At 61.2% G+C, this 16,085-nt stretch carries 18 protein-coding genes; 5 read left to right on the top strand and 13 right to left on the bottom strand.

The window, feature by feature from the left end; translation table 11 throughout:
- Window positions 1–239 (top strand): single-stranded DNA-binding protein (locus tag GPS82_RS09330; protein WP_296493740.1); only part of this gene is annotated, 239 nt, incomplete at its 5' end.
- Between the two features lie 3 nt (window positions 240–242).
- Window positions 243–884 carry an MBL fold metallo-hydrolase gene (locus GPS82_RS09325; protein ID WP_296493737.1) on the top strand — a complete coding sequence of 214 codons (642 nt, stop codon included), beginning with the start codon at window positions 243–245 and terminating at the stop codon, window positions 882–884.
- Between the two features lie 15 nt (window positions 885–899).
- Here GPS82_RS09325 and GPS82_RS09320 read toward each other — a convergent pair whose 3' ends face one another.
- The 11 genes from GPS82_RS09320 to GPS82_RS09270 form a co-directional block, all read right to left on the bottom strand.
- Window positions 900–1,241, bottom strand: coding sequence for a hypothetical protein (locus GPS82_RS09320; RefSeq protein ID WP_296493735.1), 342 nt, complete (start codon window positions 1,239–1,241; stop codon window positions 900–902).
- On the bottom strand, window positions 1,213–1,452 hold the full coding sequence (locus tag GPS82_RS09315; RefSeq protein WP_296493733.1) for a hypothetical protein: 240 nt from the start codon (window positions 1,450–1,452) through the stop codon (window positions 1,213–1,215). The genes GPS82_RS09320 and GPS82_RS09315 overlap by 29 nt, the downstream gene beginning before the upstream one ends.
- Before the next feature lie 169 nt (window positions 1,453–1,621).
- Complete coding sequence (locus GPS82_RS09310; protein WP_296493731.1) at window positions 1,622–2,905, bottom strand: TRAP transporter large permease subunit; 1,284 nt, start codon at window positions 2,903–2,905, stop codon at window positions 1,622–1,624.
- Window positions 2,902–3,429, bottom strand: coding sequence for a TRAP transporter small permease (locus tag GPS82_RS09305; protein WP_296493730.1), 528 nt, complete (start codon window positions 3,427–3,429; stop codon window positions 2,902–2,904). Before GPS82_RS09305 ends, GPS82_RS09310 begins: the two co-directional genes overlap by 4 nt.
- Window positions 3,430–3,490: 61 nt before the next feature.
- On the bottom strand, window positions 3,491–4,468 hold the full coding sequence (locus GPS82_RS09300) for a TRAP transporter substrate-binding protein (protein ID WP_296493727.1): 978 nt from the start codon (window positions 4,466–4,468) through the stop codon (window positions 3,491–3,493).
- Between the two features lie 111 nt (window positions 4,469–4,579).
- Window positions 4,580–5,608 (bottom strand): TRAP transporter substrate-binding protein, encoded by a 1,029-nt coding sequence (locus GPS82_RS09295; RefSeq protein WP_296493725.1) that lies wholly within the window; start codon window positions 5,606–5,608, stop codon window positions 4,580–4,582.
- Window positions 5,609–5,677: 69 nt separating this feature from the next.
- Window positions 5,678–6,796, bottom strand: a complete 1,119-nt coding sequence (locus tag GPS82_RS09290) for a mechanosensitive ion channel family protein (RefSeq protein ID WP_296493722.1) — start codon at window positions 6,794–6,796, stop codon at window positions 5,678–5,680.
- A gap of 4 nt (window positions 6,797–6,800) precedes the next feature.
- Entirely contained in the window at window positions 6,801–7,253 is a 453-nt protein-coding gene (locus GPS82_RS09285) for an SH3 domain-containing protein (RefSeq protein ID WP_296493720.1), read from the bottom strand.
- A gap of 99 nt (window positions 7,254–7,352) precedes the next feature.
- Window positions 7,353–8,444 carry a glycine betaine/L-proline ABC transporter ATP-binding protein gene (locus GPS82_RS09280; protein ID WP_296493717.1) on the bottom strand — a complete coding sequence of 364 codons (1,092 nt, stop codon included), beginning with the start codon at window positions 8,442–8,444 and terminating at the stop codon, window positions 7,353–7,355.
- Complete coding sequence (locus GPS82_RS09275) at window positions 8,437–9,324, bottom strand: proline/glycine betaine ABC transporter permease (RefSeq protein WP_296493714.1); 888 nt, start codon at window positions 9,322–9,324, stop codon at window positions 8,437–8,439. Before GPS82_RS09275 ends, GPS82_RS09280 begins: the two co-directional genes overlap by 8 nt.
- 5 nt (window positions 9,325–9,329) lie before the next feature.
- The gene (locus GPS82_RS09270) at window positions 9,330–10,388 is read right to left on the bottom strand and encodes an ABC transporter substrate-binding protein (RefSeq protein WP_296493712.1); all 1,059 of its coding nucleotides are present in this window, start codon (window positions 10,386–10,388) and stop codon (window positions 9,330–9,332) included.
- A gap of 434 nt (window positions 10,389–10,822) precedes the next feature.
- Here GPS82_RS09270 and GPS82_RS09265 point away from each other — a divergent pair, with 434 nt between their 5' ends.
- Window positions 10,823–12,082 (top strand): MFS transporter, encoded by a 1,260-nt coding sequence (locus GPS82_RS09265; RefSeq protein WP_296493710.1) that lies wholly within the window; start codon window positions 10,823–10,825, stop codon window positions 12,080–12,082.
- A gap of 28 nt (window positions 12,083–12,110) precedes the next feature.
- Here the strand turns inward: GPS82_RS09265 and GPS82_RS09260 are convergent, their stop codons facing one another.
- Together GPS82_RS09260 and GPS82_RS09255 are read right to left on the bottom strand one after the other, a co-directional pair.
- A complete protein-coding gene (locus GPS82_RS09260) occupies window positions 12,111–13,112 on the bottom strand; it encodes a zinc-binding dehydrogenase (protein ID WP_296493707.1) in 1,002 nt (333 codons plus the stop codon).
- Window positions 13,113–13,157: 45 nt separating this feature from the next.
- Entirely contained in the window at window positions 13,158–13,652 is a 495-nt protein-coding gene (locus GPS82_RS09255; protein ID WP_296493706.1) for a LapA family protein, read from the bottom strand.
- Between the two features lie 86 nt (window positions 13,653–13,738).
- Between GPS82_RS09255 and GPS82_RS09250 the strand changes: the two genes are divergently transcribed.
- On the top strand, window positions 13,739–15,763 hold the full coding sequence (locus GPS82_RS09250) for a PAS domain-containing sensor histidine kinase (protein ID WP_296493704.1): 2,025 nt from the start codon (window positions 13,739–13,741) through the stop codon (window positions 15,761–15,763).
- 8 nt (window positions 15,764–15,771) lie between these two features.
- Window positions 15,772–16,085 (top strand): response regulator (locus GPS82_RS09245; protein WP_296493701.1); only part of this gene is annotated, 314 nt, incomplete at its 3' end.

Genomic DNA, 16,085 nt, shown 5'->3' with positions numbered 1-16,085 from the left:
ACAGCGCCTACGTGGTGGCGCGGGTGCGCGCGCAGGGCAGCGAGGGTGAGCCCCTGATGGTGAACCTGATCGCCTTTGATGACGCGCCCTGCACCGTCTTGCTGGCGCTGCGTGACGGCGACTCGGTGGCCGCCGCCGGCTCGCTCAACCCCAAGGTCTGGACCGACAAGCAGGGCAACACCAAGCCCGCGCTCGACCTGGTGGCGCACCGGGTGGTCAGCACCGAGCCGGGGGCCTAGACCATGTTTCGCTACCTCACCGTGCCCGTCACCGCCTTTGCCCAAAACTGTTCGCTGGTCTGGTGCGACCAAACGCTGCAGGCGGCCGTCATCGACCCCGGTGGCGACCTCGACCTGCTGCTCGAACAGGCTGAAAACCTGGGTTTGAAGCTGGAACAAATCTGGCTCACCCACGCCCACATCGACCACGCGGGCGGCGCCGGCGAGCTGGCTGAGCGCTTGCATCTGCCCATTATTGGCCCGCATCCGGCTGACCAGTTCTGGATTGACGGCCTGCCCGGGCAAAGCAAGATGTTTGGTTTTCCCCCGGCCAAGGCCTTCACACCAACGCGCTGGCTCAAGGACGGCGACACCGTGACCGTGGGCAACTGCACGCTGGCGGTGCGGCATTGCCCGGGTCACACGCCGGGCCATGTGGTGTTTTACTCAAGCGAGGCCAGGCGGGCTTTTGTGGGTGATGTGCTGTTTGCCGGTTCGATCGGCCGCACCGACTTTCCGCAGGGTGACCATGACACGCTGATTGCCAGCATCAAGAATCGCCTGTGGCCGATGGGTGACGACACGGTGTTCATCCCCGGGCACGGCCCCGAGAGCACGTTTGGGCGCGAGCGGCGCAGCAACCCATATGTGGCAGATCCGGCCTAAATGAGGTGCCGGGTTTTATGAGGCAACCTGGCCTTTTGTAAGCCGGGCGTTTTTTACCGTCTCCAGGGCTGCCGGGTAGTCAAAGTTGGCCAACTGCCTGGCCAGGGTCTGCCCATCGGCGCCCAAAGCGGCCAGCAGGCCGGCGCGGTGGGTGTCAAACAAGTCGGCTGAGGCGGTGTCAAAACGGGCCAGCAGGGGCTCGAGTTGGGCCAGCACGGCGCGCACGCTGTCGCGGTCAAAGGCTTCCACTGCCGGCGCTGCGGGTGCCTCGGGCAATGTGGCCAGCATCTGCTCGAGCGCGCTCAGGCTCATTTGCAACGCATCCAGTTCAGCGCCCAGCGCATCGGGCGGCCTCAAGTGCCCCGGCATCGGCTTGCCCGGCGGCCAGTTCAGTGCGCAAGCGCCGGCCATCGTCTGCATGCTGGGCGGAAAGCTGGCGCAGCAGGGCCAGGTACTTGGGCGTGTTGCCGCGCAGCACTGCCAGCCCTTGCCGGGTGTCCAACTGGTCAGATTGGGCCAGCGCCGCCGGCAAAGGTGACCACTCGGCAGCCACCGGGGGCTCCCGCATGACTTGAGTCGCTTTATCCGACCTAAATCAAGCTCAAGTTCAACTGTACACCCCTGGCCCCCACTTCTTCCACTGCCCGCCTCTGAGTTTGCCGCCGAGCGGCGTCAAGCCACGGCGGCGGTCGCGGGATCAGGCGCCAGCGCCGCGCTGGCCAACCAGGCTTGCGGCCTTATTTGCCAAAAATCAGGTCTGGCAAGAACAGTGAAATTTGCGGGATGTAGGTGACCATCACCAAAAAGATCAGCAACACCGACAGCCAGGGCAAGGCTGCCCTGGTCACCTGCACCAGGCTCATGCCGGTGACCCCGCTGGTGACAAACAGGTTCAGCCCCACCGGCGGTGTCACCATGCCAATCTCCATGTTCACCACCATGATGATGCCCAGGTGAATCGGGTCAATGCCGAGCTGGGTTGCAATGGGGAAGAAGATCGGTGCCAGGATCAGAATGATGCCGGTGGGCTCCATGAAGTTGCCCGCCACCAGCAGGATGATGTTGACCACAGCCAGGAACATCCACGGCGTCATGCCCATGCCGACAATCTGCTCGGCAATGGTTTGCGGAATGCGCTCGGTGGTGAGCACATGGGCAAACAGCAGCGCATTGGCCACAATGAACATCAGCATCACCGTGGTGCGCCCGGCTTCGAGAAACACATGCGGGATTTGCTTGGGTGCCAGGTCTTTGTAGATGAACACCGCCACCACCAGCGCATATACCGCCGACACCGCTGCCGCCTCGGTGGGCGTGAAGATGCCGCCGTAGATACCGCCCATGATGATGACCAGCAGCGCCAGGCCCCACATGGAGTCTTTGAAAGCCACCAACACCTCACCCACACTGGCCTTGGGGGGTGGTTTGATTTTGAGCTTGCCAGCGCGCCAATACACCGCCAGCATCAGCATGAAGCCCAGCATCAGGCCGGGAATGACACCGGCCATGAACATGCGGCCCACCGACACCTCGGTCACGGCGGCGTACACCACCATCACGATGCTTGGCGGAATCAAAATACCCAGCGTGCCGGCATTGCAGATGACACCTGCGGCAAACTCTTTTGGGTAGCCGTTTTTGACCATGCCGGCAATCACGATCGAGCCAATCGCCACCACCGTGGCCGGGCTCGAACCCGACACCGCCGCAAACAGCATGCACGCCAGAATCGACGCAATGGCCAGCCCGCCACGCAAGTGACCCACCGCGGCAATGGCAAACACCACCATGCGCTTGGCCACGCCGCCGGTGCTCATCAGCGCCCCGGCGAGCACAAAGAACGGGATCGACATCAGCGTGTAGTGCTCGCTGGTCTCAAACATCTTGATCGACATTGAGGCCAGAGAATCCTGCGAGAAGAAGAAGATGGTGAGCAGGCTTGAGAGCCCCAGGCTCACGGCAATCGGCATGCCGATGGCCATGCAGAAAAACAGGGCGGCAAATAGCAAAAGGGTATTCATGATGGGGCCTCTTCAGATTTGAGTCGCATGGCTTCAGCAGCCTCATCAGCCAGACGCAGGCTGTCGGTCTTACCGGTGATCAGGCCGACCAGGATTTGCGCGAAGCGCCAGCCGGTGAGCAAAAAACCGATCGGCATGATGATCAGCACCATCCAGCGTTCAATCGGCATGTCTTCAAATTCAATACCGACTTCTTTCATTTTCAGCACATAGATGGTGGAGCCGGTGAGCACCAAACCCACGTACAACAGGCTCAACAGCACCGCCAGAATGGACACATTGCGCCGGGTGTTGTGCGGCATCATCTTCACCAGCGCATCCACCCCGATGTGCGAACCGACGCGCACCCCGTAGGAGATGCCGACAAAAATCATGAAGGCAAAAAACACGGTGGTGAGCTCCAGCGCCCACGAAAAACCGCTGTTGAACACATAACGCATCACCACTTGCAAAAAGGTCAGACCGGTCATGGCGGCCAGCATCAGCCCGATGATCCACTCTTCCAGGTGATCAATAATCTTCATGGAATACTCCAAAAAAACCCCGGGCAGGCCCGGGGTGTTGGCGTCAATTTAAGGCAGCGGTTTACTTGTTGGCCTTGAGCGCGGCGTCGAGCAGGTCTTTGCCAATGTCGCTTTCAAATTTCTTCCACACCGGCTGCATGGCGGTGCGCCAGGCGGTCAGGTGCTCCTTGCTCATGGGCAGGACCTTGGCCTTGTTGTCGTCGATCACTTTTTTGCGGAAAACCACGTCTTCATCAAACGCCACCTTGTTGCCAAACTTGATGGACTCCACCATGGCCTCGGTGAGACCCTTCTGGATGTCGGGCGGCAGGCCAGCCCACCATTTGGCGTTGCCGATCACCATGTAGTCGAGCACGCCATGGTTGCTGTCCATGATGTACTTTTGCACCTCGTGGAACTTCTTGCTGTAGATGTTGGACCAGGGGTTTTCGGTGCCATCCACCACGCCGGTTTGCAGGGCCTGATAGACCTCGGCAAAGGCCAGCTTTTGCGGGTTGGCGCCCACGGCATGGAACTGCGCGTCGAGCACGTCAGACGCCTGAATGCGGAACTTCAGACCCTTGGCATCAGTCGGCATACCCAAAGGCTTGTTGGCCGAGAGCTGCTTCATGCCGTTGTGCAAAAAGCCAAAGCCCTTGATGCCTTTCTTCTCCATGGAGTTCAGCAAGCCCTGACCTGCCGGGCTGGCCTGAAAACGGTCCACCGCCTGGATGTCGGTGAACAGGAAGGGCAAGTCGAAGATCTGGATCTGTTTGGTGTACTTGCCAAACTTGGCCAGCGAAGGTGCCAAAATCTGCACGTCGCCGAGCAACAGGGCTTCCATTTCCTTGCCGTCGCCAAACAACTGGCTGTTGGGGAACACCTGAATCTCGACCTTGCCGGGCAACTTTTTCTCGGCCAGTTCCTTGAACTTCAGGGCGGCCTGGCCCTTGGGTGTCACGTCGGCCACCACGTGGCTGTATTTGATGATGAGCGGGGCAGCTTGCGCGCCCAAACCGAAGGCCAATAAAACGCCAGCCGCAACCAGTTTCAATTTCATGAGAGTCTCCTCGAGTAGTTGGATGTCTTGAACGACGCCTGAACTGTAAATACCTGCGCCTGCTGCGACAACTGTGGCGTTCAACAGCTAGGGTTTACCCTGAAATTCGGTTCAGGCCTGCCGTAACGCCTGCTGCAGATCCTTCATCCAGCGGGGCCCGATGCGGCGGGCCAGTTGCTGTTGCACCGGTTGCACGGCCTGACGCAGCCGCTCGCGTTGACCGCTGTTGAGGCTGTGAATGCGCGTGGTGCCCGCCTGGCGCAAGGCTTGCAGTGCCTGGTCGTTCTGGGTGTCGGCAATCTGGTTGGCAAAGGCCAGCGACTCCTGCAGCGCCTGGTTGATCAGGGTGCGGTCAGCGGGCTGCAGGTGTTGCCAGAAACGCTCGTTGGTGACCACCGCGTAGCCCAGGTAGCCGTGGTTGGTCAGGCTCAGGTCGGTCTGCGCCTCGTGCATGGCCTGGGTCCAGAAGTTGGACACCGGGTTTTCGGTGCCATCCACAACGCCGGCGGCCAGGGCGAGGCGGGTTTCGCTGAAAGCCAGCGTCACCGGCTGCGCGCCCAGGGCCCGCATTTGCGCAGCGATCACCCGCGAGGCCTGCACCCGCATGCGCAAGCCCACAAAATCCCCGGGCTCCAGCAGCGGCCTGTTGGCGCTCATCTGCTTGAAGCCGTTGTCAAAATACCCCAGGCCCACCAGGCCCTGGCGCGGCAAAGCTTGCAGCAGCTTTTGCCCCAGCGGCCCCTGGGTGATGCGCCGCACCGCGTTCAGATCGTCAAACAAAAACGGCAGGTCAAACAGCTCGAACTCGGGCAGGCCGATGCGGCCAAACTTGGACAACGAGGGGGCTACCAGATCCACCGCGCCCAGCTCCAGCGCCTGCATTTCGTCGTGGTCGCCATACAGCTGTCCGTTGGGAAATACCTGCACGCCAATGCGCCCGCCACTGCGCTGCTCGACCAGCACCTTGAAGCGGTTGGCGGCCAGGCCCTTGGGCGTTTCCTCGGCCACCACATGCGAGAAGCGCAGGGTGATATCAGGGCGGGTCGTCGCGCCAGAAACGCCTGGCAGGGCCGCGCTGCCTGCCAGGGCGGCAAGCCAGGTTCGGCGACTGACAGATCCAGACCGGGCGGGGATGTTCACAGTACGTGATTATGCGGGTGTGCCACTGGCCCAGGCAATCCGTGAGCCCAAACTGCATGGACTGCCGCGCTACGCTGGCAGTGACGAAGTCTCTGTTGCTGCTTCAGGCTGCGTATCAGGCCGATTTGGCAGGCCCGGTATGGCGCTGTGGTTCAGGTGCAAGGTCTGGGTCGGGAAAGCAAACTCAATGCTGTGCTCGGCAAAGCTGCGCACCAGTTGCAGATTGATGGCCTGCTGCACATCCATGAACACGTTGTAGTCGGGTTTGCGCACGTAGTACACGGCCTCGAAGTCAAGCGAAAAGGCGCCAAAGCTCTTGAAGTGCGCGCGGTCAAAACGGGCATCGGTTTGTGCTGTCACGGCTTGCTCGATGAGCTTGGGGATCAGCTCAAGTTTTTCTGCAGGGGTGTCGTAGGTGACGCCGATGGCAAACAAGGCGCGGCGCTCGTCCATGCGTTTGTAGTTGTGGATGCGGCTTTGCAGCAAGTCGTTGTTGGACATGATGATTTGCTCGCCACTGAGGCTGCGCAGGCGCGTGGTTTTCAGGCCCACATGTTCCACGGTGCCCATCTCGCTGCCCAGAATGATGAAGTCGCCGATGACAAACGGTTTGTCAATGGCAATGGTGAGCGAGGCAAACAGGTCACCCAAAATATTTTGCGCCGCCAGGGCGATGGCAATGCCGCCAATGCCCAGGCTCGCCACCAGCGCTGTGACGTTGATGCCCAGGTTGTCCAGCATCGACAGCAGCACCAGCACCCAGACCACCACCCGGCCCAAAAATGACAGCAGTGACAGCGTCATGGTGCGCGCGCCCTGGTCTACTTCTTCGCCCTGCGCGAAGTGGTTGCGCAACCAGAAAATCAGCCCGCGCGAGGCCCAGAAACCCACCTGCAGGATCAGCGCGATGATGAAGATGCGGTCCACCCACTTTTCCAGTGATGCCGGCAGGGTCAGAAAATGGCTGCCCAGGTACAGGCCAATGGCGGTTACCAGCAGGACGCGCGTGGCTGACAGCACGTCGAGGAGAAAGTCGTCAATGACGGTCTCGGTGCTTTTGGCAACCCGCTTCAGGTAGTGCAACACCAGCCAGCGCAGGGCCAGCAGCAGCAGCATGAAAGCAGCCGCTGCCAGAGCGGCGTAGGTCCAGTCGTTGAGGGTGTTGTTGTCGATGAGTTGTCGAAACATGCGTTTACCAGCCCCACAGCAGTCGGCGCGCGATCCAGCCCTTCAGGCCGCCCTCGCGCTGCACCCTGACCCAGTCGTTGCGGTGTTCCAGTGTGCGCAGCACCTCGCCGTGATCCGCCTTGCCAAGAATGCGACTGCGGGTACCGGGTGCACTGCGCACATTGGCCACGCGCGACTTGACCACCACATGGGGCGTTTTGCCCACCAGCGGGCGGAACACCCAGCCGGTGTCGTTTTCGAAGTCACGCACCTTGAGCCATTGACCCTGGCGGCCCGTCACCTCCAGCGGGTAGCCCCGGGTGAGTGTCCACAACGCGGCGGTTTGCGTGCCGGCACCTGCGCGCATGTTGATCTCTGTTCTGTCGACGCTCACCATCTCGCGAGCTTGCAGTGCTGCCGTTGACGCCACCAGCGTGAGTGCCGCCAGTGCGCGTGCCCATTTTCCTAAATTCAACATGAGAGTCCTTTGCTTTAAGTTGCATGGCATCCAGGTGACCTTTGCCATGTGAGACATGCAGGCGTCACTCGTGCGAGTGATGCGATAGAAAGGCGCGGTTTACGTGGCCTCTTCCGCCTTGGGCGGCACCATGGCGGCAATCAGGTCGTTCATCGTGATGCTGCCCAGCAACTTGCCGCGGCTGTTGGTCACGTTGGCGGCGTCCTTGCCCTCGGCGCTGAGCACGCGTGCCACTTCTTCGAGCACCATGCTGGCATCCACGCTGGGGCCGTCCACCGTGATGCCGGGGGTCATCAGCGTGCGGCAGCGGATGACGCGGCCGCGGTTCACGTCCTTGATGAAGCTGCTGATGTAGTCGTCTGCGGGCTTGAGTACGATCTGCTGCCCGGTGCCCTGCTGGATGACTTCGCCGTCGCGCAGGATGGCAATGCGGTCGCCCAGGCGCAGCGCTTCTTCGAGGTCGTGGGTGATGAAAACAATGGTCTTGCCCAGCTCCTGCTGCAAGTCCAGCAGCACCGACTGCATGTCGCTGCGGATCATCGGGTCGAGCGCCGAAAAAGCTTCGTCCATCAGCAAAATGGGCGCGTCGTTGGTCAGTGCGCGGGCCAGGCCCACGCGCTGCTGCATGCCGCCCGAGAGCTGGTTGGGGTAGCTGTCTTCGTAGCCTTTGAGGCCCACGCGCTCGATCCAGCGCGCCGCGGCCTCACTGCGTTTTTTGTGCTGGACGTGCTGCACCTGCAGGCCGTATTCGGTGTTTTCCTGCACCGTCAGGTGCGGAAACAGAGCAAAGTTCTGGAACACCATGGCGGTGCGTTCGCGCCGGAAGTGGCGCAGCTCGCGCGGGTTCATGGCGATCACATTTTGATCACCGGCCCAGAGCTCGCCGGCGGTGGGTTCGATCAGGCGGTTGATGTGCCGGATCAGGGTGCTTTTGCCCGAGCCTGACAAGCCCATCACCACCTGAATGCCGCCGCCGGGCATGTCGATGTTGATATCGCGCAGGCCCAGCACATGGCCGTGCACGTCACGCAGTTCCTGCTTGCTCATGCCTTGTTGCACGGCAGCCAAGTGCTTCGAGGGGTTGGGGCCGAAGATCTTGTACAGGTGCTTGATCGAGATGTTGACCGCATTGCTCGGCACGCTGTCCGACCCGGCTCTGGCGGCGGATGTGGGGGTCAGGTCCTCAGCCATGCACCACCTCCAGGTGTTTCTGCAGGCGCTTGCCATAGGTTTGCGACACGCGGTCAAAAATGATCGCAATGCCGACAATGGCCAGGCCGTTGAACATGCCCATGGTGAAGTACTGGTTGGCGATGGCCTTGAGCACCGGTTGGCCCAGGCCCTGCACGCCAATCATCGAGGCAATCACCACCATCGCCAGCGACAGCATGATGGTCTGGTTGATGCCGGCCATGATGGTCGGCAGCGCCAGCGGCAGTTGCACCTTGAACATTTTTTGCCACATCGAGGCGCCAAAGGCGTCAGCGGCTTCGAGCAGGTCGGTGCTGACCAGCCGGATACCCAGGTTGGTGAAGCGGATCACCGGCGGAATGGCATACACCACCACCGCGATCATGCCCGCCACCCGACCAATGCCCAGCAGCATCACCACCGGAATCAGGTAGACAAAACTCGGCATGGTTTGCATCACGTCCAGGGCTGGGTTGATGGCGCGCTGCAACCGATCCCAGCGGCTCATGGCAATGCCAATGGGCAGGCCCACGGCCAGCGCCACCACGGTGCAGACAAAGATCATCGAGATCGTCTTCATGGTGTCGATCCACATGCCAAAGTAACCAATGGCAAGCAAGGTGAGCACCGTGCCGAGTGTGATTTTCCAGGAGCGCGAGGCCAGCCAGGCCACCAGTGCAATCGCGCCGATGACCACCGGCCAGGGTGACTGGGTCATGAGGCGCTCCGAAAAGATCAGGAAATCGCGCAGCGGGTCAAACAGGCGTTCCAGCGTTTCGCCGTACTCGCGGGAAAAAGTCCTGAAACCGCCGTCAATGAAGCGCCGCAGGCTGCTAAGCTGCTCGGCGCCCATGGTGGGGAATTCGATCAGGGTGCTCATGGCGCTTAAAGACTGGCTTTGACTTTTTCGGCCACCTCGGGACTGACCCAAGTGGTCCAGATCTCGGGCTGCGATTTCAAAAAGTACTTGGCACCGTCTTCACCGGTGGCCTGGTTGTCGCTCATCCAGGCCAGCAACTGGTTGACGGTGTCGTTGCGCCAGCTGCGTGCTTCCAGGTAGCCGATGGCTGGGCCCCCGGCTTTCTTGAAGCGGTCTGTGATCACGGTAAAGACCTCGGCTTTGGCCCAGTCCGTCTTGACGGGTTTGTCGCAATCGGCCTTGGTATTGCAGCCTTCAAAACCTGCCTTGTCAAAGGGCACACCCGCGTCAAGCTTGACCATCTCGTACTTGCCCAGGATTGACGTGGGCGCCCAGTAGTAACCCAGCCAGCCCTGCTTGCGCTCATAGGCCTTGGCAATTGAGCCGTCCAGCCCGGCGGCCGAACCGGTGTTGACCAGTACAAAGCCTTTTTTGGCAGCACCCCAGGCCTTGAAGGCAGCGCCCGTGGTGAGTTGGCAGTTCCAGCCCGCCGGGCAGTTGTAAATGCCGCCCCGGTCCTTGACTTCAGGCGCCGGAAACAGTTTGGGTTGCTTCAGGGCGTCGTCGATGGTCTTGATCTCGGGGTGGGCCTCGGCCAGGTACTTGGGGATCCACCAGCCTTCCACGCCGCCGTCTGTCAGCGCTTCGGCGGCATAGTGCAGGCGGCCTTCTTTCACAGCAGCGTCAAGCGGCTGGCGCACGGCGTTGATCCAGGCTTCGGGTGCCACATCAGGCTTGCCTTTTTCCATCATGGCAGTGAGTGTGGGCATGGTGTCGCCGGGCACCAGTTCAACTTCACAGCCGTAACCTTTGCTCATGATGAGTTTGTCAATGTGGGCCAGCACTTCGGCCGACTGCCAGTTCATGTTGGCCACCGTCACCTTGCCACAAGCTTGAGGAGTGGTTGACGTTGCGGTGCCCGGGGCCACGGCCACTGGCGCGGTGGTTTCCTCATTTTTGCTGCAGGCGGCTAAAACGATGACAGCAGTAAGCACGGTCAATGCGAGTTGTGGCGAGTTTTTCATGAAGTCTCCTGATGAAATTAAAAAGTGTGTGCCGCAGCAAGAAATGCAACCGAGGTCCCAGACACGAAGTGAAACGGTTTTGATACCAACGCTCCGTCTGTTGGCGCACACTCAAGGCAATTTCGGCACAACTTGTGGCAGAGCGGCGCGGCATAAACCCGGGATTTAAGCACTTGGAAAAGTGCAGAAAAAAAGGGGCTAAAGCTGGCCGTGTCTGTGTTTAAAAGTAAAAAATAATTACATTTAAGCAAATGTATTATCGCCGCTTTTGAATACGATGTCAAAAAAAATAGAAAACTCAGTCGTTGGTCATTGACCGACACTTCTGGTCGCGCCAATTGCTTTTTGCGAACGAGGACAAAAAAAAGTCACTCTTGCTCAAAGCCAAAGGCAGCCGACTGGCTCCAAGCAGCCCCGCAACTTTAGGAATTCCCTTGCGAAATTTGTATCTGTCACTGGCGTCGCTTCTGAGCGGTGTGGGCCTGCTGGTGGTGGGCACCGGTTTGCTGTTTTCAGTGATTGGTGCCCAAGCTGGGTCCGCCAACTTTCCAGTGCTGGTCACCGGCCTGATCATGTCGGCCTATTTTGGCGGCTTCATTTTTGGCACCTACTGGTGCCCCGCCGTGATCCGGCGCGTGGGGCATATTCGCGCCTTCGCCGCCATGGCGTCCATCGCCTCCACCGTGCCGCTCTTGCATGCGCTGTGGCTCAATCCCTGGTTTTGGGGCGGCTTGCGCTTTGTCACGGGTGTCTGCCTGGTTGGCCTCTACATTGTGGTGGAGAGTTGGTTGAATGTGCTGGCACAACGCCACCAGCGCGGCAAGGTGTTTGCGGCCTACATGGCCATCAGCGGCGTCGCCATGGCGCTGGGCAACTGGCTGATTCTGGTGGGCGACCGGTTGGGCTTTGTGCCATTTGTGATGGTCTCCATCATGTTTTCGTTTGCCTTGCTGCCGATCACCCTGACACCAGTGGCCGAGCCAAAGCCCACAGCCGCTCCCAAGTTGGCTTTGCTGGCCTTGTATGCGACATCCCCCATCGGTGTGCTCGGTGCCGTTGGGTCGGGCTTGTTGACCGGCGCTTTTTACAGCCTGGGACATGTGTTCGGCCAGCGGGTGGGCTTTAGCGAATTGGGCATTGCCACGTTCATGGCCGCCACCATTCTGGGCGGGGCGGCGTTTCAGTGGCCAGTGGGGCATTTGTCTGACAAGCACGACCGGCGCTGGGTGTTGTTTTGGGTATGTGTGGCTGGCGCAGCAGTGGCTGTGGCCGGGTTTTATCTGGCGCTGAAATCCGAGGCGGCATTGATCGCCCTGGGTGTGGTCTATGGCGGCCTGACCTTCACGGTGTATGGCTTGAGCGTGGCGCACGTCAACGACCTGATCGACCGCAGCCGGGTGTTGCAGGTGACAGGTGGCCTGCTGCTGCTGCACGGTGTGGGTGCCACCGTGGGGCCTACATTGGCCGGCGGGCTGATGGACTGGCTGGGCCCGGGCAGCCTGTTGCTTTATTTCACCGGCGTACTGGTGCCGCTGGCTGCGGCAATTGTGTACTTTATCCATGCCAAACCGAAAAATCGGGGCGAGCCCGGTCAAAAAGACGGCTATTGGGCCATGGGCAGCAGCTCGCCCGCGTTGTTGCAACTTGACCCACGGGGTGAGCCGGCCGACACCGCGCGCGAGCCCTCTGCCTGAGGCCAGACCGATCTGAAGTGCGCGCGCGTCACTGGGGCGGCAGCAGAGCGAATTTGCCCACGTGGGTTTGATTGAGAAATTCGCGTTGCGCTTGCGCCATGTCTTGCAGTGCAAACGTCTTGACCAGCATGGGGCGAATCTCATCGCGCTCAATGTAGCTGATCAGGTTGGCAAAGACCGGCTCAGCCCAAGCGGTACAGCCCAGCAGGCTGATGTTGTTCAGATACAGGGTGCGTAAATCCAGGCTGACTTGTGCCCCGGCGACGGCCCCGGAGGTGACGTAGCGGCCGCCACTTTTGATCAATGTGAGCATCAGCGCAAAACCAGGTCCGGCCACGTTGTCCACCACAAGATCAGCCATGTGTGCGGGCAAAGCTGCCAAACCATCGTCGTCCCGAGCCAGCACGCAGTCGGCGCCCAAGGCTTCGACCTGCGCCGTCTTGGCGCGCCCGCAAATGGCGGTGACAAATGCCCCACGGCGTTTGGCCAGTTGCACCACGGCCGAGCCCACCCCGCCGGAGGCACCTGTGACCACCACGTGTTCACCGGCCACCAGATTGGCACGGTGCAGCATGTTTTCTGCGGTACCGAAAGCACAAGGCATGGTGCCAAGTTCCGCATCGCTCCACGCGCTGTTCACCGGAAAAACCTCCGAGGCCGGCACCTTGACAAATTGGGCAAATGCGCCGTCAAAGTCAGACCCCAGCCAGACGTTGTCCATCGAGGCAAATCCCCGCGGTCGCATGCACGGGCGCACCAGCACGCGCAGCCCTATCAGGTGTTGGTGATCGGGGTTGGCCACTGCCAGGACCCGGCCACAGCAGTCAGTGCCTTGAATCAGGGGGAACGGGGTGGTGTGTTGCCAGCCGCCATCGCCATACCAGCCCACCCGGGTATTGATGTCGGTGTGGTTGACGCTGGAGGCCAGCACCTGCAACAGGACCTCGTCTGGCGCCAAACTGGGCAGCGGTACGTCGGTATAAACCAGCTTCTCATAGTCACCCTGACCTGTGGTGACAACGGCTTTCATGGCGAGATGGTCTGCGGTTTGGGTAACGCGAGGGCTTGCCTGCGCTTACAGGGTACGGGTAGCACCCGTGCCCTGGGGGCTTAGCCGGTCTTCCAACTCGCCAATGTAGGCGCTCAGTGAATTACCGGATTGCTCCACGCTGGTGCGCAAGCTGTTTTCCAATGCGTCCAGTCGGGCCACCAGCGCTTGCTGCGCCGCCTTGTCCTGCTCGGCATTTTGCTTCAGGCCGGATTCAAGAAAACCGCGCAGTTCGGTAAAGCGCGATGCTTCGGCCTTGTCAGCCAACTCGCGGTTGAGTTGGAGTTCGCGGGCGTTGCGGCGCGTGTCCATCAGCACATTGGACTGCAGGTAAAGCACGTACACCAGGCAATAGGCCACCACAAAAATCAGCAAACCCAGCATGATCAGACCCAGAGGCGCCTGCAGCGTGGCGATGCCGAAAGACAGCGTCGTGTTGGCCAGAAAGACACTCCAGTTGAGTACCGTGAAGGCGGCAATCAGTGTGATGACCAAAAGCAAAAGTAAACTTCGAATACGCATGGCAGCCTCCTGGCGATAGTTGTAATGGATGGCCGATAGGGTACACCAAAGACTATCATTCGGGCCACGCACCCACCTGGTTATCCATGACTCCCACCAATGCCTCCGCCGCCGACGCGTCGTTTGACTTTGCCCTGCTGCAACAGTCTGCCGCGCGCACGGGCAGCCGCAACCGGCGCGCGCTTTGGTGGCTGCTGGGCCTGCTGGCCTTGTTGCTGGGTTCGGTGGCCACCCTGGTGCTTTACCTGAACAACTTTGAGGCAGAAGAAGCGGCGCGCCGCCGCGCTGCCGATGCCCAGTGGCTGGAGCAAAGCGTGCAGTTTCACTTTCGGCGGCTGGAAGACGATTTGCTGGTGCTGGCGCGCCAGGCGGTGCAGCAAAGTGCCGGCCTGGGTGGCCCGTTGTCAGATCCGGCGCAGGACCTGAAGGCCGGCCTGCTGTGGCGTGAACCGGGTGTGATCTTGTCGAGCGGCTGGATCGGGGCCGGGCAGCTGAACGACCCGCGCGTGGGTCCAGAGCGCTGGCCGGTGGACTGGGACGCCCACCCTGAAAACGCCCAGTCGCTGGCGCTGATGCAAAGCACCAGCCGGGGATTGCGCCGCGCCGCCTATGCGGGTTTGATGCTCGACCAGGGCGGTGTGGCATCCGATGTGGTGTGGCTGGCGGTGCCGTTTTTTGACCGTGGCCAATTTACCGGCAACTATCTGGTGGCCATCTCCCTGAGCCGGGCCTTGCGTGCCTTGCTGCCGGGCTGGTTCATGCAGGACCACAGCGTGGAATTGCTGACCACCGAAACCATGGAGGCCGTTGAAACCGTTTACCGCGCGGGCTTGAACCTGCCCGGCACCGACCTGTTTGTGCGAGTGGCCCTGACCCAGGAGCAGCCCGCCACTGTGCCGCGTATTTTCTTTTTGGTGGCATTGGTGTTTTTGTCAGGCATGCTGGTCAGCCTGTATGCCCTGCGCCGCGACATTTTGAAGCGCCAGCAGGTGCAAGCCCTGCTGCAGGCCCAGGTGGCGCTGCGCACGGCCATGGAAAACTCGGTCACCATTGGCCTGCGGGCCTGGGATCTGGGCGGCAAAATTTTGTATGTGAACGATGCCTTTTGCCGCATGGTGGGCTTCAGCGCGGCCGAGCTGATTGGCCGCAGCATTCCGTTCCCTTACTGGCCTGCCGAGCAAATCGACGCCTTGCAGCGGGTCCACGACGGCATCATGTTGCAGGGCACCAGCGGCGAAGGGGTTGAGGTGCAGTTTCAGCACTCGGACGGCCACCTGGTTGACGTGCTGATTCACGAAGCGCCGCTCAACACGGCTGAAGGTGAGCAGATCGGCTGGATGAGCTCTGTGCTCGACATCAGCGAGCGCAAACGCGGCCAGCGCATGGCGGCGCAGCAGCAGGAAAAGCTGGAAGCCTCCGGGCGACTGGTGGCGGTGGGCGAGGTGGCGTCCACCCTTGCGCACGAACTCAACCAGCCGTTGGGCGCACTGATCAGCTTTGCCAATGGCCTGCTCAACCGGCTCAATGACGGCAACATCGACCTGGTCGAGCTGTTGCCGGTGGTGGCGCGCATGGCGCAGCTGGCTGAGCGGGCCGGCGGCATCATCCAGCGCGTCAATGCGTTTGCGCGCAAGCGCGAGCTGTCACCGCAGCGGCTGGACATGGTGGCTTTGTTGCAGCGCGTGCTGGTGCTGTTTGACGATGAAAAAACGACCATTCCCGCCTGGGCGCTGCCCGACCAGCCGGTCTGGGTGGAGGTGGACGAGTTGTTGTTTGAGCACCTGGTCAACAACCTGGTGGGCAATGCGCAAGACTGGGCGCCCCACGGCGGCCAGCGCGCGCAAGTGTGGGTTGGGCTGCGCGTGGACCAGCACCAGGGCATGGCCGTGCTGAGCGTGGCCGACACTGGTCCGGGCGTGAGCGATGAGGCCCGGGCCACCATTTTCAACGCCTTTGTCAGCAGCAAGGAGGGCGGCATGGGCATGGGGCTGGCCATTTGCCGCTCGATCGTGGAGGCGCACCATGGCAGCATCGAGGTGAGCCGCGACCCGCTGCTGGGCGGTGCCTGTTTTACCGTGAAGCTGCCGCTGGCCAAACCCCGTACAAGATAGGAGCTGCCATGAACCACCCCCGTGTGCACATTGTGGACGACGACCCCGACGTCCGTGACGGCCTGGCCTGGCTGTTTGACTCGCGTGGTTTCAACAGCGCCAGCTGGGACGGCGGCCAGTCGTTTCTGGAGGCGGCGCGTGCCTTGCAGGGGGACTGGGGCGAGGCGGTGGTGTTGCTCGACATGCGCATGGCGCCGCTGTCGGGCAGTGTCACCTTTGCCCAGCTCAGGGCGCTGGGCTGCCCGTGGCCGGTGCTTTTTTTGACCGGTCATGGCGATGTGGGCACGGCGGTGGCGGCTGTCAAACAGGGCGCATGGGATTT

This window comes from Rhodoferax sp. (assembly GCF_011391645.1).
Lineage (GTDB): Bacteria > Pseudomonadota > Gammaproteobacteria > Burkholderiales > Burkholderiaceae_C > Rhodoferax.
The sequence above is the reverse complement of the archived record's forward strand: the minus strand, read 5'-3'. Positions and strand labels throughout refer to the sequence as shown.